The organism is Variovorax sp. AC103, assembly GCF_979254005.1.
Map to the genome: position 1 here is coordinate 1 of NZ_CEEDFC010000025.1, position 17,582 is coordinate 17,582.

Here is a 17,582-nt window from a genome sequence, read left to right on the forward strand (position 1 = left end):
CACCTGCGCCGGCACCCATTCCCGCGCCTGTCCCCGCCCCCGTCGTCGCCACCGAGCGCAAGGGTTGGTTCGACAAGCTCAAGACCGGCCTGCGCAAGACCGGCAGCGGCATCCAGGCCGTGTTCGTCAACGCGCAGATCGACGACGCGCTCTATGAAGAGCTCGAATCCGCGCTGCTGATGGCCGACACCGGCGTCAAGGCCACCGAGTTCCTGCTCGAGGACCTGCGCGGGCGCGTCAAGCGCCAGATGGCCACCGACGCTTCGCAGGTCAAGGTGCTGCTGGCCGAGGCCGTGGCCGACCTGCTCCGGCCGCTCGAAAAGCCCCTGGTCATCGGCCAGTTCACGCCCACCGTGATCATGGTGGCCGGCGTCAACGGCGCGGGCAAGACCACCTCCATCGGCAAGCTCACCAAGCACCTGGCCAACGAAGGCGCCTCGGTGCTGCTGGCCGCGGCCGACACCTTCCGGGCGGCGGCGCGCGAGCAGCTGCTGGTCTGGGCCGACCGCAACACGGTGGAGATCGTGAGCAACGAGGGCGGCGACCCGTCGGCCGTGAGCTTCGACGCGGTGAACGCCGGCAAGGCGCGCGGCAAGGACGTGGTGCTGGTCGATACGGCCGGCCGCCTGCCCACGCAGCTGCACCTGATGGACGAGCTCAAGAAGATCAAGCGCGTGGTCACCAAGGCGGACGCCACGGCGCCGCACGAGGTGCTGCTGGTGATCGACGGCAACACCGGCCAGAACGCGCTCGCGCAGGTCAAGGCCTTCGACGAGACGCTGGGCCTCACCGGCCTGATCGTGACCAAGCTCGACGGCACGGCCAAGGGCGGCGTGCTGTGCGCCATTGCGCGCGAGCGGCCGATTCCGGTGTACTTCATCGGCGTGGGCGAGAAGCTGGAAGACCTGGAAACCTTCAACGCGCGCGAGTTCGCGCAGGCCCTGCTGGGCTGATACCGCCCCCGGCAGCGAACGTAAAAAAAACGGCCCCCGCTTGCGCTGGGGCCGTTTTCTTTTTTCTTCTTTTCTTCTCTCCCTGTCTCCCTGCCCTCTCCGGCTCGGTCCACCCAGGTTTCCCGGTCTATCGAGCCTTCTTCCTGGCGGACGGCAAGCCGTCCGCTCCTCGCAAGCTTGTCGTCAGAGCCCGAACGGGTTCGTCGGCTTGCACAGCAGGATGCCCGTGCAGTTGTTGGGCTTGTAGTAGTAGTTGCGCAGCTCGGTGCCCACGTTCAGCGGGCCGACGAAGCCGTAGCCGTTCGCGCCCACGGCATTGGATTGGGCGATCTCGGCGTCCAGCGTGGCTTCCTCGGTCAGCGCCTGGTAGTTGAAGGTGCTGGACTGCGACAGGTCCTTCACGAAGACGCTGCCCGTGAAGCCGCCGAAGATGTAGGGGAAGCGGTAGCGGAAGCCACGCGCGCCCTTCTCCTCGAACTGCGCCAGCGCCCCGCTGGTGTCTGCAGCGGTGTCGCCCAGTTCGTAGGCGTAGGTGGCGCCGCCGGCCGAGCTCTTCTCGAACACCGCGGTGTTGGCACCGCCGAAAACGTAGCCTGGTGCCGTGTTGAAGTAGCCCGCCGCACCCTGTGCATTCACCTGCGCCAGGAAGGCGTCCTTGTCGGTGGCCGAGGCGTCGGTGCGGTAGGTGTAGGTGGCGTCGACGTCGCTGTCCTTGCGGTACATCATCACCGTGGTCGTGCCGCCGACGCCCATCGCGCCGACCCAGCGAAAGCCCCGGCTGCCCGCCTCGTTGGCCTGCGACAGGAAGGCGCTGGCATCCGCCGGAGGCGCCTTCAGCTCGTACACATAGGTGGCGTCGCCGTTCTTCACATAGACATGGCCCACGGACGCGCCCGAACCCAGCGGGCTCAGGAACATGAACCCCTTCGCGCCCTCGGTGTTGAGGTCGTTCAGGAAGCCGGCGGTGTCGGCGGGGTACGGCAGTTGCTCGTACATGAAGGTCCTCGTGGCGGGTGCCGGTGCCGGTGCCGGTGCGGGCGCTGGTGGCTCCGCCGACGGAGGGGGTGCGGGAGGCGGCGGCACGACAATGTTGCCGATGGGCGCGAACGAGGCGCCGTTGTCGCCACCGCCGCCGCCGCACGCCGCGAGCGCGAGGGTGGCAGCCACTGCAGCGGCGACCGCCGCGAGCTTGAACTTCATTGAGAGAAACCTCCATTCCGATTGTTTTGAGGCAACGCGGGGGCGAGCCCGGTTGCATGGCGCGCCCGGGCAAACCGGGAGCAACTCGAAGTTAAAGGTTGGCCTCGCAGTCGGCCAGTGCCGAAAGTCACGACATCGGTCGGCTAAAGATTGCATTGGCATTCATATGAATACCAATATCTTCAAACTGACAAAATCGACGTGCGGCGGTCGCGTTCAGGCGGAAGGCGCGGCCTGCGCCATGGCCCGCAGCAGCGACTCGGCGGCCACCGGCTTGAACAGCACCGGCACGCGCGATTCGCGCACGCGCATCAGCCGGTCCGGCGAGGTCTCGCCGGTGATGAGCAGCAATGGCGTCGCCGCGCCGCCACCCTCGCCCGCGGCACCCTGGCTCAGGCGCAGGCCGGCGTCGAGCCCGTCGGCGCCGTCGGCCAGGCGGTAGTCGCACAGCAGCAGTTCGAAGGGCCGGCCCTCGGCGGCGGCGCGCCGCAGGGCGTCGGCCGCTGCCTCCTCGTCGGCCACGGCGTGCGCGTCGACGGCATGGGAGCGCAACAGGCCCATCATGGCCTCGCGGATTTCCAGTTCGTCGTCCAGCAGCAGCACACGTGCGGGCAGCGCGGGCATCGGGGCCCGGCGCAACGCCGACGGCGCCGCTGCAACGGCGCTCAAGGCGCCGGCCGGGGCACCGACGGCCGGAACCACCACACGAAAGAACGTGCCGCGCCCGGGCCGCGAGTGCATCTGCACCGGATGGCCGAGCAGGCGCGACAACCGCTGCACGATCGACAACCCGATGCCCAGCCCCCTCGAACGGTCGCGGCCCGGGTTGTCGACCTGATAGAACTCCTCGAAGATCCGGCTCGACTGCTCGGGCGCAATGCCGATGCCGCTGTCGCGCACCTCGATCCACACGGCGTCGCCGCGATCGCGCGCCGTGACGGTCACGCCGCCGCGGGCGGTGTACTTCAGCGCGTTGTCCATCAGGTTGGACAGCATGCGGTGCAGCAGTTGCGGGTCGCTGCGCACCCACAGGCCGCTGGCGCGCACGCGCAGCTGCAGCTGCTGGTGCTCGGCACGCGCGGCGAAGGTGTGGTTGAGCGGCAGGAACAGCGCGTCGAGCTGCACCGGCTGGGGGGCCGGCGTGATCACGCCGGCGTCCAGGCGCGAGATGTCGAGCATGGTGTCGAGCGAGGCGCCCAGCGCGTTCACCGCGCGCATCAGGCGCGCGGCGTTGCGGCCCTCGGGGCGGTCGCGCAGCTCGTTTTCCAGCGCGGCGCCGAACAGTGCAATGGCGTGCAGCGGCTGGCGCAAGTCGTGGCTGGCGGTACCGAGGAAGCGGGTCTTTTCCTCGCTGGCTCGTTCGGTGGCGGCAATCTGCTCGCCCAGGCGCGCGGCAAGCGCCTCGTTCTCGAAGCGCAGCATGAGCGACTCGGTCAGCAGCTTGTGCTGGCCCACACCCGCGTGCAGGGTCAGCAGCAGGTAGGCCGCGCCGGCCGCCGCCAGGAACAGGTGCAGGCCGTCGCCCTGCCAGGCGAGCGCGGTGATCATGCCCATCGACATCGGCATCGTGTAGCCGAACAGCGCCGGCTTGAGCGGCCACAGCGACTGCGCCGCGCGCGCGCAGCTGCCGACGATCACGGCCAGCAGCAGCGAGGTCATGGGCAGGTTGTCGTGCGGCACGATGAGCCAGGGCACCACGGCCGTGACCATGCTCACCAGCGTGACCATGCGCGAGATCTTGCGCGCCCAGTAAGCGCTTTCACCCGCAGGCCGCTCGGGCGTCCAGCGCGGGGTGAACAGCACGTACAGGTCGGCCGCCAGCAGCGTGCCCGCCCAGAACAGCAGGCTCGGGTCTTTCAGCTGCGAATAGATGATGGCGCCGAACACCAGCACGAAGGCGATGTGCGTCAGCGTCGAGGCGATGTAGGTGCTGTAGACCGAGGCGATGTTCTCGCGCAGCACCCGCTGGGCGAGCGTGTGGCCGGCGAGCGGATCGCTGGACGCCTGGGTCGGCACGTTCAAGTCAGTGCAGCGTGCTGATCAACTGGGCGCGCGAGCGCATGCCGAACAGCAGCAGGATGGTCGAGACGTGGTTCTTCACGGTGCCTTCGCTCAGGTTCGCGAGCTGCGCGATTTCCTTGTTGGCCTTGCCTTCGAGCACCCATTGCAGCACCTGCATCTGTCGCGGCGTAAGCTCCTGCCAGGCGCTGGCATGGGCGAACTCGGCATAGCCAGCGAGCGACTTGGGCACCACAGGCGGCGGCAGTTCGGCCGCGCCGGGGTCCAGCAGGCCGCAGGCACGAATGAAGCTCACCACCTCTTTCAGGTCGGCCGACTTCGGCAGGAAGGCAGCGGCCCCCAGCGCGAGCACGCCCTGCGCCAGCGCGCTGTTGCCGGTGCCCGAGAGCACCACGATGCGCGCGGACGGAAAGCGCCGGCGAAACTCGGCCAGGCCGCTCAGGCCGTGGGTGTCGGGCAGCGCCAGGTCGAGCAGCACGAGGCCGATGGACGCCTGGTGGGTTTCGTACAGCGCCAGCGCGTCGGCGGCGTTGCCGGCCTCGAACACCTCGATGGTCGCGCCCGACGAGGCGGCCTGCGCCTGCACCAGCGCGCACACGCCCAGGCGCAGCAGGTCGTGATCGTCCACGACGAGGATCGCCGTGGGAGCGTGGGCGGGCGGGCCGGCCTGCGCGGCAGGTGAATCGGGCGCGGGTGCAGAGTCGATGGGTGACACGCGACGATCTTAGCGGCGTAACCTTTTGGTGACAGTGCAAAAAGTCATGGGAGCGCGCGTGGCTGTAGTTCTTAATGCTACTTTATTGATAGCAATTTCACATGGCCTGGGCGCTTGCCATCGGCCTTTTCTGTCGGCACCATGGGAGCCCCGCCGCATCGCACGGCGCCCACGGAGACTTCGAATGACCCCCACCGCCGCCGCCCCGCTGGCCTCGAGCGACCGCAAGGTCGACCGGCTGCTCACGCACTACGAAGAGAGCCACCGCAACCCGACCAACGAACTGATCCACTTCGTGGCCATTCCGGCCATCATGCTGAGCATCGTGGGCCTGCTGTTCGCGGTGCATCCCTGGGTGGCGTACGGCTTCGTGGCGGCCAGCCTCGTCTACTACGCGCTGCTGCGCGCGCCTGCCTTCCTGCTGACCATGTTGCTGCTGACTGCGCTGGCGCTGGGGCTGGTGCATGCGATGGGCGGACTTGTATTGCCGATTTCAGCCGCTATCTTTGTGGTGGCGTGGGTCTTCCAGTTCGTGGGCCACAAGATAGAAGGCAAGAAACCTTCGTTCTTCGAAGACATCCAATATCTGTGGGTCGGCCCGCTGTTCGTACTGTCCAGGCTTTTTCTAAAGCTGGGCATACGCTGGTAGCCAAAGACTATTCCCGCGATAGCCATTCAAGGGAACCCCGGGCTTAGCACTCCCTCTAACCGAGTGCTAATATGGCCAATACAAAGGAGTTTCCCTGATGACAACGCTGTCTGGAGTCTCTGCCAACCAGCTGGCCGTCGCCAATCCATGGTCGATGGTTCCCCCGCTGGGCAACCTGGATGCCTACATTTCGGCCGCCAACCGCCTGCCGCTGCTCACGCTCGAAGAAGAGCAGGGCTTCGCACGCAAGTTGCGCGACCAGAACGACCTCGAATCCGCCGGCGCGCTCGTGCTGTCGCACCTGCGCCTCGTGGTTTCCATTTCCCGACAGTACCTGGGCTACGGTCTGCCGCACGGCGACCTGATCCAGGAAGGCAACGTCGGCCTGATGAAGGCCGTGAAGCGCTTCGATCCCGACCAGGGCGTGCGGCTCGTGAGCTACGCCATGCACTGGATCAAGGCCGAGATCCACGAGTACATCCTGAAGAACTGGCGCATGGTCAAGGTCGCGACGACCAAGGCGCAGCGCAAGCTGTTCTTCAACCTGCGCTCGATGAAGCAAAGCTTCAAGGCCGACTCGGCCGCGGCCGACAACGGCACGCACCGCGAAACGCTGAGCCCCGAAGAGGTGTCGCAAATGGCGACCCGGCTCAACGTCAAGCCTGAAGAAGTGCTCGAGATGGAAACCCGCCTGTCGGGCGGCGACGTCATGCTCGATCCGGGCCCGTCCGACGACGGCGACGAAGGCTTCGGCCCCATCGCCTACCTGGCCGACGCCACGCAGGAACCGACGGCACTGCTCGAATCGCAGCAGCGCGACCGCCTGTCGAGCGACGGCATCGCCACCGCGCTCGAGGCGCTGGACGACCGCAGCCGCCGCATCGTGGAAGAGCGCTGGCTCAAGGTGAACGACGACGGTTCGGGCGGCATGACACTGCACGAGCTGGCCGCGGTGTATGGCGTGAGCGCCGAGCGCATCCGCCAGATCGAAGTCGCCGCGATGAAGAAGATGAAGAAGGCGCTCGCGGACTACGCGTAAACCGATCTTCCCCTCGAACAAAGCCCGGCAGCGCCGGGCTTTTTCATTTGGAGAGCGTGCGCATCGCGCGCTTGGCGATGTAGCGCGTCTCGGGCACGTTCGACTCGGCCAGCCATCGCGCGCACAGCGTGTCGACCCACTCGCCCTGGCTCTTGCTCGCGTCGTTGAGCCAGTTCGCCACCGAGTTCTGCACATAGCGGCTGGGGTCGGCGCGCAGCGGCTCGAGCAGCGGCAAGGCACGCCACGGCTCGGTCTTGAGCGCCTCGATCTGCGCACACCAAACGCCGCGCGGGCGCGTGAGCTCGCTCGTGAAACGGCGGATGTAGGGGTCGGTGTCGAACACCCAGGGCTGCAGCAACCCCAGCGCTTCGTCCAGCGACGCGATGACCGCGTCGCGCACCGCCATCCAGGCAATTTCGCGCACGCCGAAATGCGGATCCGCTGCAAAGCGGCGCGCCACCGCCAGCTGCGCCGGCAGCGCCAGGCCGGACAGCGTGACCCACTGCGCGGCCCAGCAGCGCGCAACGTCGCTTTCATGCGTGGCCAGCCGGTGCGCCACCGCATCGCGCTCACCGTGCAGCGCCGCCAGGTCGTACAGCGCACGTGCGATGTGCCCGTGGCGCTGCATCGGCTTGAAGGCACTCAACATGGCCAGCGTATCGACCAGCCGTTCGCTCTTCGCATCGAGGCCGATGTGTCCCGCCACGCTGCGCGCCAGCTGGGGCAGCTCCAGCGCCATGAATTCGTTGAGGTTGACGGTTTCTAGCAAGCCGTCGTTGAGGGCGCGCAGCACCTCGGGCGGAATCAGGGCAATGCGGAAGGCGCCCTTGCGCTCTTTCAGGTGCGCGACCGAGCCGGCCAGAGGCACGGGCGACGTCGACGCCATCTCAGGAAGCAAGCAGCGTCTTCAGGTCCGCCACCATCGGCGCCACACCCGCGCCGTAGCGCGCATAGAGCCGCAGGCGGCCCTGCGTGTCATAGACATAGCTTGCGGCAGAGTGGTCCATCGAGTAGCTCGTCGGCGTCTTGCCGTCGACCTTCTTGTAGTAGACCTTGAAGTCCTTGGCGACGGCGGCCAGTTCGTCGGCGGTGGGAATCAGCGCGACGAAGCCAGGATCGAACGCGCCCATGTAGGCCTTGAGCACCTCGGGCGTGTCGCGCGCAGGGTCGACCGTGAGGAACAGCACCTGCAGCTTGTCGCCGTCCTTGCCGAGCTGCTGCTTGACCTGCGCCATCTCGGTCATGGTGGTCGGGCACACGTCGGGGCATTGCGCGTAGCCGAAGAACAGCACGACCACCTTGCCCTTGAAGTCGGCCATGGTGCGGACCTTGCCGTCGGCGTCCTTCAGCGAGAAGTCGCGGGCGTAGTCCGCGCCGGTGATGTCCACGGCATTGAAGTTCTGCTTGGTCTCGCCGCTGCAGGCCGACAGCCCCAGGCCCAGGGCCGCGCTCGCCCCCACCCAGCCGGCGGCGGTGGCGATCGACTTGAGGGCTTGGCGCTTGTTCATGGAGAGGGTATTCAACGAAGGTAGTGGTCGATGAGCAGCGCCAGGAACAGCACGCTCAGGTGGATCAGCGAAAACCGGAAGGTCTTGCGCGCCAGGGCGTCCGAGTAGTTGCGCCACAGCGCGAACGCGTAGCCGGTGAAGCCAATGCTCACCGCCACCGCGACCGCCAGGTACAGCCAGCCGCTCATGCCGTAGATGAAGGGCATCAGGCAGGCCGCGAACAGGATGAAGGTGTACAGCAGCACCTGCAGCCGCGTGAACTCGTTGCCGTGCGTGACCGGCAGCATCGGCAGGCCGGCCTTGCGGTAGTCCTCCACGCGGTAGAGCGCCAGCGCCCAGAAGTGCGGCGGGGTCCACAGGAAGATGATGAGGAAAAGAATCAGCGCCTCGGGGCCCACGTCGCCCGTCATCGCGGCCCAGCCCAGCACCGGCGGCATGGCGCCCGACGCCCCGCCGATCACGATGTTCTGGGGCGTCAGCGGCTTGAGGATCACGGTGTAGACCACCGCGTAGCCGACGAAGGTGGCGAAGGTCAGCCACATGGTCAGCGGATTCACGGTGAACCACAGCAGCACCGAGCCCGCGGCGCACAACAGCGCCGAGAAGACCAGCGCCTGCATGTCGCTGAGCTGGCCGCGCGCCGTGGGCCGCCAGGCGGTGCGCTTCATCTTCGCGTCGATGCCCTTCTCGACCAGGCAGTTGAACGCCGCCGCCGCGCCCGCCACCAGCCAGATGCCGATGCAGGCCAGCACGCCGCGCTGCACGTCGGCCCAGCTCGGCAGGCCGGGCACGGCCAGCACCATGCCGATCAGCGCGCAGAACACGATCAGCTGCACCACGCGCGGCTTGGTCAGCGCGTAGAACTGGCGCAGCACATTCGCGGCGCTGGTGTGCTGAACGGGGATCGGGGTGCTCACGCGGTGGCTTTCTTCGGGTTGGGGGTCGCGCGTGCATTGTCGTCGGCGCGCACGGCCGCGGTGGATGCGCCGTGGACGCTGGACAAGGCCGCGCGGCGGCTTTCGCACAGCGCCCAGGTCAGCACCACAGCGAGCGCCGCGGCGCCGCCGGTGTGCAGCACGGCCGCGGCCAGCGGCCAGCCGAGCAGCACGTTGCCCAGGCCCGTGGCGAGCTGCAGCAGCGCCAGCCCGGCAAGCCAGTGCGCCTGCGGTCGCAACGTGTCGATGCGGCGCAGGCGCCACGCGAGCACGCCGAGCGCGACGAACACCGCATAGGCCATCAGCCGGTGCACGTAGTGAATGGCGGTGAGCGCCGAGAAATCGAGCGGCTGGCCCTCGCCGGTCACGCCCAGGTGGCGCCAGATCTCGAAGCCCTGCGCGAAGTTCATCGCCGGCCACCAGCTGTCCTGGCAGGTCGGGAACTGGGTGCACGCCAGCACCGCGTAGTTGGTGCTGACCCAGCCGCCGAGCGCGATCTGCAGCACCAGCAGCAGCGTGGTCATGACGAGGCCGTTGCGCAGCGCCGGCGACACAGGCGTCGGCAGCCGCTGCGCGGCGGCTTGGCGGTAGTGCACGGCCTGGATGCACAGCAAGGCCAGCAGCACGACCGCGCCCAGCAGGTGCAGCGTGACGATCGCCGGAAACAGCTTCCACGTCACCGTGAGCGCGCCGAAGGCGCCCTGCAGGCAGACCCAGACCAGTGTGAAGGCCGGCCACCATGCACTGAGCGTGGCGTGATGGTGATCGCCCTCCTTCGAAGAAGACGGTGGCGGCGCGCGGCGCTGGCGGCGCCGCACGATCCACGTGGCCCCCGCGAGCGTGAGGATCAACACGCCGACACCCGTCGCCAGGTAGCGGTGGACCATCTCGACCCAGGCCTTGCCGTGCGTGACGGGGCCGGTCGGCTGGGCCGCCTGCGCCATCGCGATTTCATGGCGCGCGCCGGCCGGGCTGGCGTTGCCGTAGCAGCCGGGCCAGTCGGGACAGCCGAGCCCCGAATCGGTGAGGCGTGTGAAGGCGCCGAACAGCGTGAGGTCGAAGGTGAGGAACAGCGTGAGCACGGTCAGCGCATGCAGCCGCCGCGCTGGGCCGGCGCCGGCATTGCGGCGCCACACCCACACCAGCGGGCCGAGCGCGATCAGCACGCCGGCGGCCATGAGCCAGGCGATGGGCGTCAGATCGTAGAGCGAGCTCGTGTCCATGCGCTCGGTCTCAGCGGCCCGGTTCGTCCCACGACGCAGAGGCGCGCAGCAGGCGGTCGATGTCGCGCTTGGCACGGCTGGCGCCGGCCGCGTCCATGCGGGCGGGGAAACGCATCATCCAGTTGCCCATCGGGTCGACCACGTAGAGGTGCTCGGCCAGTGTGTGGCCCGACACCGGTGCCAGCCATTTGGCGATCTGGTCCGCCGGCACGCGCAGCACGGTCGCACCGCGCAGGCCGTTGTCCAGGCGGTGGGGCACGGGAGCGGCGTCGCTCACGAGCCAGACGCGGTCCATGCGGTCCTTTTCGCGGCCCAGGCTTTCACGCAACTGGCGCTGCAGGTACAGCTGCTGCTCGCACAGCGCATTGCAGGCCGCGTCGGCCACGGCCACCAGCAGCCATTGGCCCTTGAGCGTGGCGAAATCGACCGGTGCGCCGTTGCGGTCGAAGGCCGTCAGCCTTGGCAACTCGTGCTGCGGATCGATCAGTTCGCCGTACACGCTGCGGCCTTCGGGCCGGATCACGTAGTACGTGAAGTACGAGGCAATGACCGGCGCCGCGCACATCAGCATCACGGCGATCATCTTCCAGCGCCCGACGATCGTGCGCCGGCCCTCGGCCCCGTCGAGCGCCTGGTTGGGCGACGGCATCGAATGCACCGTCAGGCCCAGCGGCTCGTCAGAAGCGGCCATTGCGGGCGCGGTGCCTTGAGCGGAGGAAGGGTGCGATGAATTGGAACCAGGCATAGAGGATGACGACGAGGGCCGACAGGCCGAACCACTGGAATGCGTAACCGTAGTGCCTCTCCAGGCCCAGCGCCGGGGCCGGCCAGTCGCGCTGCAGGCCCTCGGAGGCCGCACCGGTCTGCTGCAGCGACACATCGGTGCGCAACGGCTGCTTGGTCTCGGCGCGGAAGGCCTCCAGGTCGAGATTTTGCCGGATGGGCGAATACCCTTCGACGGCCGGTGTCGGGGCGAGCGGCGCAGAGGCCGCTGCGGCGGGCGCCGAAGCACCAGCCGCCGGGGCGGTCGCGGAAGTGCCCAGTTCCAGCAGATGGCTCGGCGGCGCCTCGATCAGGCCCGTGACCTCCACGATGCCCGCGGGCGTCTCGACCGCGCCCAGTTGCGTGCGGTCGACGAAATTGCGCTGGATCCAGCCGCGCTGCACCATCACCGTCTGTTCGGTGCCTTCGAGTGCAAAGGGTGTCAGCACATAGAAGCCGGGCGTGCCGTGCATCTGGCGGTTGTCGAGGTACACGGTCTGCGGCGTGAGCCAGAGGCCGCGCAGGCGCACGGGGCGGTGCAGCGCGTCGGTGGCCCGGTCCATGGCCAGGAATTCGGCCTGGGTGAGCGGCGGCTTGAGCTTCTGCGCGTCGATGCTGGCCTGGAGCGCCTCCTTCTGGGCCGCACGCGACAGCTGCCAGCGGCCGAGCGAGACAGTGGCCGCCAGCGTCAACACGGCAGCAAGGGTGATCACCCAGAAACGGCCGGGGCGGCGCCGTTCTTCGGGGTACAGGGGTTCAGGAGTCACTGGATGGGGCGAGGCCTGCGGCCGATAATGCGGGTCATGAAATATTTCGTCGCCCTGATGTTCGTGGGCATCTTCGCGAGCCTCGCGTTCGCCCTGTACTTCATGCTGAAGGACGGGCGCGACGGGCGCGCCAAGAGCGGCGGCATGGCGCGCGCCCTCACCTTTCGGATCGGCCTGTCGGTGTTTTTGTTCCTCTGCATGCTGCTCGCCTGGAAACTCGGCTACATCCAGCCCACCGGGCTCCCCGTCGGCAAGTAGATGGTGCTCGTTCCACGAGAACCATGAAAAAGGCGCCTTCCGGCGCCTTTTTTGTGGAATGCCGCGAGGTTCGCTCAAAGCCAGTAAACCAGCATGTAGAGGCCCAGCCAGACCACGTCCACGAAGTGCCAGTACCAGGCCGCGCCCTCGAAGCCGAAGTGGCGCTCCGGCGTGAAGTGGCCCTTTTGCAGGCGCAGCGTGATGAACAGCAGCATCAGCATGCCGATGAACACGTGCAGGCCGTGGAAGCCGGTCAGCATGAAGAAGGTCGAGCCGTAGGTGCCCGAGCTGAGCTTGAGGTTCAGTTCGGTGTACAGGTGGTGGTATTCGTAGCCCTGCACGCCCAGGAAGACGATGCCCAGCAGCACGGTGAGCCACATGAAGCGGATCGTCTGTGCACGGTGGCCGGCACGCAGCGCGTGGTGGGCGATGGTGAGCGTCACGCCCGAGCTGAGCAGCAGCGCGGTGTTGATCGTGGGCAGCCAGAACGGGCCGACCGTCTGGAAGGGCTCGACGATGCCGGCCGGCGAACCGGTGACACCGGCGGCAACGCTGGGCCACACGGCCTTGAAGTCGGGCCAGAGGATCACGTTGTCCAGGCTGCCGAGCGTGGGTAGCGCGTGGGTGCGGGCCCACCACAGTGCGGTGAAGAACGCGCCGAAGAACATCACTTCCGAGAAGATGAACCAGCTCATGCTCCAGCGGAACGAGAGGTCGATCTTGTGGCCGTACTGGCCGCTCTCGCTTTCGCCGATGGCCGTGCGGAACCAAACGAACAGCGTGCCGAGCCAGACCACCATGCCGACCAGCAGGGACCATGCGCCCCACTCGTGGCCGTTGATCCATTGCGCGGCGCCCAGAATCACGAAAAACAGCCCGATCGCGGCCGAGACCGGATAGGCCGAAGGTCCGGGCACGAAGTAGTAGGGCGTGGTGCCGTGGGTGGTTGAACTCATATCAGCTCCTGGCTTTCTTTCTTCTCGGGATTCAATGGATTCTGCGCGTCGCGGGTTTCTTGCTTGTTCATCAGGCCGCGGCCACATGGCGCACCAGCAACACCAGCCCCAGCACGAAGACGATCACGGCCACGAACGCCACCGCGATGATGTGCAGCGGGTTCAGCTTGCCCAGGTCTTCCTGGTAGGCGCTGTTCTTGCGAACGCCGAAGAACGACCAGCCCACCGCCTTCACCGTGTCCCACAGCGAAGCCTTCGGCCGGGGCCGGAGCGGGTCGGACGGATCGGTCACGAACGCGGCTCATCGGCGGTGTTCGAAACGGCGGCCACCGGGGCCGCGGGTGTCTTGCCGCCCACCTCGAAGAAGGTGTACGACAGCGTGATGGTCTTCACGTCCTTGGAAATCTTGGGGTCGATCACGAAGGCGACCGGCCACTGCTTCTTCTCGCCCGGCTCCAATGTGTACTGGTTGAAGCAGAAGCACTCGAGCTTGTTGAAATACGGCGCGGCCTGCTGCGGCGCGTAGCTCGGAATGGCCTGCGCGGCCATGCGGCGGTTCTGCACGTTCTGGAATTCGTACATCACCGTGTTGAGTTGACCCGGGTGCACCTGGAGGGTCCGCTCCGCGGGCTTGAAGTCCCACAGGCCGCCGCGCACGTTCGAGTCGAACTCCACGGTGATGGTGCGGGTCATGTCGACCTGCGTATTGTCGGGCACGCGCACATTCTTGCCGCCGCTCGCGCCGCCCGGCACCTCGAGCTCGGAGAGCGCGAGGATGTTGATGCCGGTCATCTCGCAGATCGCGCGGTACATCGGCACCAGCGCATAGCCGAAGGCAAACATGCCGCAGGCCACCACGGCCAGCTTGCCGACCATGCGGACGTTGGCGCGCCGGATGCGTTGACCGAGGCTCATGCGCGTGCTCCCGCTCGTTGCGTACGTGAGTGCCGGTTCAGCGACCGCTGAACCAGACCATGCGAACAATGAAGCCGACGAAGAACACCACGGCAATGGAAGCCAGCGTGAGCCCCATGCGGCGGTTGTTGCGTTTCTGTTCGGGTGTCATCGTGCGCTGGATTCTTCGATCAGCCGATCACCTTGCTGGCGGTCGCGTCGAGCTTGGGCGGGGTTTCGAAGGTGTGGAACGGGGCCGGCGACGGCACTTCCCACTCGAGGCCCTCGGCGCCTTCCCACGGCTTTTGTGCAGCCTTTTCGCCCTTGCCGCGCATGGTGGGCAACACGACGAACAGGAAGAAGTAGACCTGCGCGAAACCGAAGAAGAACGCACCGACCGACGCCACGGCGTTGAAGTCGGCGAACTGCATCGGGTAGTCGGCATAGCGGCGCGGCATGCCCGCCAGGCCCAGGAAGTGCATCGGGAAGAAAGTGACGTTGAACGAGATCAGCGACCACCAGAAGTGCACCTTGCCGCGCGTTTCGTTGTACATCACGCCGGTCCACTTGGGCACCCAGTAGTAGAAGCCCGAGAACATCGCGAACAGCGAGCCGGCCACCAGCACGTAGTGGAAGTGGGCCACCACGTAGTACGTATCTTGCAGCTGCGTGTCGATCGGTGCGACCGCCAGGATCAGCCCGGTGAAGCCGCCCATGGTGAACACGAAGATGAAGCCGACCGCGAACAGCATGGGCGTCTCGAAGGTCATCGAGCCCTGCCACATCGTGGCGATCCAGTTGAAGATCTTCACGGCCGTGGGCACCGCGATCAGCATGGTCGCGTACATGAAGAACAGCTGGCCGGTAAGTGGCATGCCGGTCGTGAACATGTGGTGCGCCCACACGATGAACGACAGGATGGCAATGGACGAGGTGGCATACACCATCGAGGCGTAGCCGAACAGGCGCTTGCGGGCGAAGGCCGGCACCACCTGGCTGATGATGCCGAAGGCCGGCAAGATCATGATGTAGACCTCGGGGTGGCCGAAGAACCAGAAGATGTGCTGGTACATCACCGGGTCGCCGCCGCCGGCGGGGTTGAAGAAGCTGGTGCCGAAGTGGCGGTCGGTCAGCGTCATCGTGATGGCGCCGGCGAGCACGGGCATCACGGCGATCAGCAGGTAGGCGGTGATGAGCCAGGTCCAGCAGAACATCGGCATCTTCATCAGCGTCATGCCCGGGGCGCGCATGTTGAGGATGGTCACGATGATGTTGATCGAGCCCATGATCGAAGACGCGCCCATGATGTGCATCGCGAAGATGCCGGCGTCCATCGAGGGGCCCATCTGCAGCGTGAGCGGTGCGTACAGCGTCCAGCCGGCCGCGGGTGCGCCGCCGGGCATGAAGAACGAGCCCACCAGCATCAGCGCCGCGGGAATCAGCAGCCAGAAGCTGAAGTTGTTCATGCGCGCAAACGCCATGTCGGAGGCGCCCACCTGCAGCGGGATCATCCAGTTCGCAAAGCCCACGAAGGCCGGCATGATGGCGCCGAACACCATGATCAGGCCGTGCATGGTGGTGAACTGGTTGAACAGCTCGGGGTTCACCAGTTGCAGGCCGGGCTGGAACAGCTCGGCGCGAATCAGCAGCGCGAGCACGCCGCCCACCATCAGCATCGTGAAGCTGAACAGCAGGTAGAGCGTGCCGATGTCCTTGTGGTTGGTCGCGAACACCCAGCGGCGCCAGCCGGTGGGCGCGTGGTGGTCGTGATGCTCGTCGTGTGCGTGCTCGCCGTGGGGGGCGTGACCGTGGGGGTCGAGGACTGCGCTCATGTCGTTGTTCCTTGCAATTTCTTCTTCGCGGGGCGCTGCCGTATCACTTGCCGCGCAGGGCCTGCACTTCGGCCGGCTGCACCAGCTGGCCCGTCTTGTTCGACCAGCTGTTCTTGGTGTACGTGGCCACGGCCGCGAGGTCGGTATCGCTCAGTTGCTTCCACGACGGCATGGCGCCGTTGTTCTGGCCGTTGAGCAGCACGTGCAGCTGCACCGTGTGGTCGGCGTCGAGCACCTTCGGATCGCCGTCGAGCGCCTTGATCGGGCCCGCGCCCTTGCCGTTGGCCTGGTGGCAGGCGGCGCAATTGGAGGCATAGACCTTCTCGCCGCGAACCAGCATGTCGGGCAGCGTCCAGACCTTGGTCGGGTCGTCGAGCTTGGCGGCGGCAACCTTGCGCTGATCGGCCACCCAGGCCGTGTAGTCACCGGCGGAGACCACCTTCACGTGGATCGGCATGTAGGCGTGTTCCTTGCCGCAGAGCTCCTGGCACTGGCCGTAGTAGTCGCCGATGGTCTCGGCGCGGAACCAGGTGTCGCGCACGAAGCCGGGAATCGCGTCCTGCTTCAGGCCCAGCTGCGGCACGGCGAACGCGTGGATCACGTCGTTGGCGGTGGTGATGATGCGGACCTTCTTGTTGACCGGCACGACCAGCGGGTAGTCGACCTTGAGCAGGTAGTCGTTGGGCATCACGCCCTTGGCGCCCGCGTCGGACATGGCGCGCTGCGAGCTGTCGAGCGTGGAGATGAAGGCAAGGCCCTCGCCTTCGCCGTTCAGGTAGTCGTAGCCCCACTTCCACTGGTAGCCCGTGGTCTTGATCGTGAGGTCGGCGTTGGTGGTGTCCTTCTGGGCCACCAGCACCTTGGTGGCGGGCAGCGCCATCACGATCACGATGAGGAAGGGCACGATGGTCCAGATGACCTCGACCACCACCGACTCATGGAAGTTGGCCGCCTTGTGGCCGACCGACTTGCGGTGCTTCCAGATGGAATAGAACATGACCGCGAACACGGCGACGAAGATGACCGTGCACAGGATCATCATGACCGTGTGCAGGAAATGCTGTTCCTGCGCGATCTTGGTGACGCCGATCGGAAGATTCAGCTGGCGAACCGAAGGGCCGCCGGGCAGATCGTTGACTGCGTGCGCCGCGCTGCTGAAAGCCGCGCCGGCCGCCAGCAACAGATTCGCCGGCCTGTACTTGTTGCGCCAAATGCTCTTCATCGTGTTCACGTTTCTTCAATTTTTTCGACAAACCCAACCGTGCGGCACTGCGCGAGCCCCCTCAGGCGCCGCGCAACGCCATGCGAATCTCGCGGGCCAGAGCGGCACGCAACTCCGGGCGTACATAGCGCCCCACCCTGACCGATCGACCCTGTCCCGAAACCTCGATCAGCGAGCGATCGCCGGTCTGCGGTTCGATCCGCACCTGGTGCGGAAGAAATTCAGTGCGCTCGTAGTGCCCGCCGTTCTCGAGCTCGACGACGAGGCGACCTTCCTGCAGCGCGATCTTCTCGCCGTCGGTCGCATGCCGTGCATAGACCATGAACGCAAACCCGACGGCTGCCAGTTCGAGCCAGGCAAAAGGCAGCACCAGCGGCGCACCGTGCAGCCAGAACAGGGTGCCGATGCCGAGCGATACCACGCACAGCGAGGCGTAGAGCCAGCCCAGCTGGCTCGGCGTCACCGAGCAGTTCCGCTTCAGGAACCAGTGGATGTTCTGGCCTGAGACGGTGGCAAATCGAAACACGGAATTCGACACGGGCGAGTTCAGCAAATCGGTGCGTCGACGGTTGCCAAACCCCTCGTACAAACAGGATCCGACACCCCTCGTTCACGGGACAGTACCCGCGAGTTCCACGCAACGGCGGATT

20 protein-coding genes are annotated in these 17,582 nt (G+C 66.6%); 4 read left to right on the forward strand and 16 right to left on the reverse strand.

Annotated features, from left to right (window positions below; genetic code table 11):
- Nucleotides 1–953 (forward strand): signal recognition particle-docking protein FtsY (gene ftsY / locus AC0IYU_RS28650; RefSeq protein WP_472124133.1); only part of this gene is annotated, 953 nt, incomplete at its 5' end.
- 183 nt (nt 954–1,136) lie between these two features.
- On the opposite strand, the gene AC0IYU_RS28655 is transcribed toward ftsY, so the two are convergent.
- The 3 genes from AC0IYU_RS28655 to AC0IYU_RS28665 form a co-directional block, all read right to left on the reverse strand.
- Nucleotides 1,137–2,153 carry a hypothetical protein gene (locus AC0IYU_RS28655; protein ID WP_472124136.1) on the reverse strand — a complete coding sequence of 339 codons (1,017 nt, stop codon included), beginning with the start codon at nt 2,151–2,153 and terminating at the stop codon, nt 1,137–1,139.
- A 216-nt stretch (nt 2,154–2,369) separates the two neighbouring features.
- Nucleotides 2,370–4,169 carry an ATP-binding response regulator gene (locus AC0IYU_RS28660; protein WP_472124449.1) on the reverse strand — a complete coding sequence of 600 codons (1,800 nt, stop codon included), beginning with the start codon at nt 4,167–4,169 and terminating at the stop codon, nt 2,370–2,372.
- Nucleotides 4,170–4,176: 7 nt separating this feature from the next.
- On the reverse strand, nt 4,177–4,887 hold the full coding sequence (locus tag AC0IYU_RS28665; protein ID WP_472124139.1) for a response regulator transcription factor: 711 nt from the start codon (nt 4,885–4,887) through the stop codon (nt 4,177–4,179).
- A gap of 184 nt (nt 4,888–5,071) precedes the next feature.
- Between AC0IYU_RS28665 and AC0IYU_RS28670 the strand changes: the two genes are divergently transcribed.
- Nucleotides 5,072–5,536 carry an Mpo1 family 2-hydroxy fatty acid dioxygenase gene (locus AC0IYU_RS28670; protein WP_472124141.1) on the forward strand — a complete coding sequence of 155 codons (465 nt, stop codon included), beginning with the start codon at nt 5,072–5,074 and terminating at the stop codon, nt 5,534–5,536.
- Between the two features lie 97 nt (nt 5,537–5,633).
- The gene (gene rpoH / locus AC0IYU_RS28675) at nt 5,634–6,575 is read left to right on the forward strand and encodes an RNA polymerase sigma factor RpoH (RefSeq protein WP_472124144.1); all 942 of its coding nucleotides are present in this window, start codon (nt 5,634–5,636) and stop codon (nt 6,573–6,575) included.
- A gap of 43 nt (nt 6,576–6,618) precedes the next feature.
- Here rpoH and AC0IYU_RS28680 read toward each other — a convergent pair whose 3' ends face one another.
- From AC0IYU_RS28680 to AC0IYU_RS28705, 6 genes are read right to left on the reverse strand one after another with little or no spacing between them, the layout of a single operon-like run.
- Nucleotides 6,619–7,461, reverse strand: coding sequence for a DNA alkylation repair protein (locus tag AC0IYU_RS28680; RefSeq protein WP_472124146.1), 843 nt, complete (start codon nt 7,459–7,461; stop codon nt 6,619–6,621).
- A gap of 1 nt (nt 7,462) precedes the next feature.
- Nucleotides 7,463–8,083 carry an SCO family protein gene (locus AC0IYU_RS28685; RefSeq protein ID WP_435485066.1) on the reverse strand — a complete coding sequence of 207 codons (621 nt, stop codon included), beginning with the start codon at nt 8,081–8,083 and terminating at the stop codon, nt 7,463–7,465.
- Between the two features lie 11 nt (nt 8,084–8,094).
- A complete protein-coding gene (gene cyoE / locus AC0IYU_RS28690; protein ID WP_472124148.1) occupies nt 8,095–9,000 on the reverse strand; it encodes a heme o synthase in 906 nt (301 codons plus the stop codon).
- Entirely contained in the window at nt 8,997–10,241 is a 1,245-nt protein-coding gene (locus tag AC0IYU_RS28695; RefSeq protein WP_472124151.1) for a COX15/CtaA family protein, read from the reverse strand. The genes cyoE and AC0IYU_RS28695 overlap by 4 nt, the downstream gene beginning before the upstream one ends.
- 10 nt (nt 10,242–10,251) lie before the next feature.
- Entirely contained in the window at nt 10,252–10,932 is a 681-nt protein-coding gene (locus AC0IYU_RS28700; RefSeq protein WP_472124154.1) for an SCO family protein, read from the reverse strand.
- Nucleotides 10,919–11,770, reverse strand: a complete 852-nt coding sequence (locus AC0IYU_RS28705) for an SURF1 family protein (RefSeq protein ID WP_472124157.1) — start codon at nt 11,768–11,770, stop codon at nt 10,919–10,921. Before AC0IYU_RS28705 ends, AC0IYU_RS28700 begins: the two co-directional genes overlap by 14 nt.
- 27 nt (nt 11,771–11,797) lie before the next feature.
- Here AC0IYU_RS28705 and AC0IYU_RS28710 point away from each other — a divergent pair, with 27 nt between their 5' ends.
- A complete protein-coding gene (locus AC0IYU_RS28710) occupies nt 11,798–12,028 on the forward strand; it encodes a twin transmembrane helix small protein (protein ID WP_472124451.1) in 231 nt (76 codons plus the stop codon).
- 74 nt (nt 12,029–12,102) lie between these two features.
- On the opposite strand, the gene AC0IYU_RS28715 is transcribed toward AC0IYU_RS28710, so the two are convergent.
- From AC0IYU_RS28715 to AC0IYU_RS28745, 7 genes are all read right to left on the reverse strand, one after another.
- Nucleotides 12,103–12,984 (reverse strand): cytochrome c oxidase subunit 3, encoded by an 882-nt coding sequence (locus AC0IYU_RS28715; RefSeq protein WP_472124159.1) that lies wholly within the window; start codon nt 12,982–12,984, stop codon nt 12,103–12,105.
- Nucleotides 12,985–13,054: 70 nt separating this feature from the next.
- Nucleotides 13,055–13,276, reverse strand: a complete 222-nt coding sequence (locus AC0IYU_RS28720) for a DUF2970 domain-containing protein (RefSeq protein WP_435485063.1) — start codon at nt 13,274–13,276, stop codon at nt 13,055–13,057.
- Nucleotides 13,273–13,899 carry a cytochrome c oxidase assembly protein gene (locus tag AC0IYU_RS28725; RefSeq protein ID WP_435437003.1) on the reverse strand — a complete coding sequence of 209 codons (627 nt, stop codon included), beginning with the start codon at nt 13,897–13,899 and terminating at the stop codon, nt 13,273–13,275. Before AC0IYU_RS28725 ends, AC0IYU_RS28720 begins: the two co-directional genes overlap by 4 nt.
- Before the next feature lie 37 nt (nt 13,900–13,936).
- Complete coding sequence (locus tag AC0IYU_RS28730) at nt 13,937–14,050, reverse strand: cytochrome oxidase small assembly protein (RefSeq protein WP_286516058.1); 114 nt, start codon at nt 14,048–14,050, stop codon at nt 13,937–13,939.
- Between the two features lie 19 nt (nt 14,051–14,069).
- Nucleotides 14,070–15,710: a cytochrome c oxidase subunit I gene (ctaD, locus tag AC0IYU_RS28735; RefSeq protein ID WP_472124161.1), complete on the reverse strand. Its 1,641-nt coding sequence runs from the start codon at nt 15,708–15,710 to the stop codon at nt 14,070–14,072.
- A 43-nt stretch (nt 15,711–15,753) separates the two neighbouring features.
- Nucleotides 15,754–16,932, reverse strand: a complete 1,179-nt coding sequence (gene coxB / locus AC0IYU_RS28740; RefSeq protein ID WP_472124163.1) for a cytochrome c oxidase subunit II — start codon at nt 16,930–16,932, stop codon at nt 15,754–15,756.
- A 61-nt stretch (nt 16,933–16,993) separates the two neighbouring features.
- Nucleotides 16,994–17,470, reverse strand: a complete 477-nt coding sequence (locus tag AC0IYU_RS28745; RefSeq protein ID WP_435437000.1) for a DUF2244 domain-containing protein — start codon at nt 17,468–17,470, stop codon at nt 16,994–16,996.
- Nucleotides 17,471–17,582: the final 112 nt, after the last annotated feature.

What these genes read in the sequence shown, in the direction of transcription:
- rpoH (WP_472124144.1), top strand. Translation starts at nt 5,634, where the DNA reads ATGACAACGCTGTCTGGAGTCTCTGCCAACCAGCTGGCCGTCGCCAAT.
- AC0IYU_RS28725 (WP_435437003.1), bottom strand. Translation starts at nt 13,899, where the DNA reads ATGAGCCTCGGTCAACGCATCCGGCGCGCCAACGTCCGCATGGTCGGC.
- AC0IYU_RS28730 (WP_286516058.1), bottom strand. Translation starts at nt 14,050, where the DNA reads ATGACACCCGAACAGAAACGCAACAACCGCCGCATGGGGCTCACGCTG.
- AC0IYU_RS28710 (WP_472124451.1), top strand. Translation starts at nt 11,798, where the DNA reads ATGCGGGTCATGAAATATTTCGTCGCCCTGATGTTCGTGGGCATCTTC.
- ctaD (WP_472124161.1), bottom strand. Translation starts at nt 15,710, where the DNA reads ATGAGCGCAGTCCTCGACCCCCACGGTCACGCCCCCCACGGCGAGCAC.
- AC0IYU_RS28700 (WP_472124154.1), bottom strand. Translation starts at nt 10,932, where the DNA reads ATGGCCGCTTCTGACGAGCCGCTGGGCCTGACGGTGCATTCGATGCCG.
- AC0IYU_RS28680 (WP_472124146.1), bottom strand. Translation starts at nt 7,461, where the DNA reads ATGGCGTCGACGTCGCCCGTGCCTCTGGCCGGCTCGGTCGCGCACCTG.
- AC0IYU_RS28670 (WP_472124141.1), top strand. Translation starts at nt 5,072, where the DNA reads ATGACCCCCACCGCCGCCGCCCCGCTGGCCTCGAGCGACCGCAAGGTC.
- AC0IYU_RS28695 (WP_472124151.1), bottom strand. Translation starts at nt 10,241, where the DNA reads ATGGACACGAGCTCGCTCTACGATCTGACGCCCATCGCCTGGCTCATG.
- AC0IYU_RS28715 (WP_472124159.1), bottom strand. Translation starts at nt 12,984, where the DNA reads ATGAGTTCAACCACCCACGGCACCACGCCCTACTACTTCGTGCCCGGA.
- coxB (WP_472124163.1), bottom strand. Translation starts at nt 16,932, where the DNA reads ATGAAGAGCATTTGGCGCAACAAGTACAGGCCGGCGAATCTGTTGCTG.
- AC0IYU_RS28655 (WP_472124136.1), bottom strand. Translation starts at nt 2,153, where the DNA reads ATGAAGTTCAAGCTCGCGGCGGTCGCCGCTGCAGTGGCTGCCACCCTC.
- AC0IYU_RS28685 (WP_435485066.1), bottom strand. Translation starts at nt 8,083, where the DNA reads ATGAACAAGCGCCAAGCCCTCAAGTCGATCGCCACCGCCGCCGGCTGG.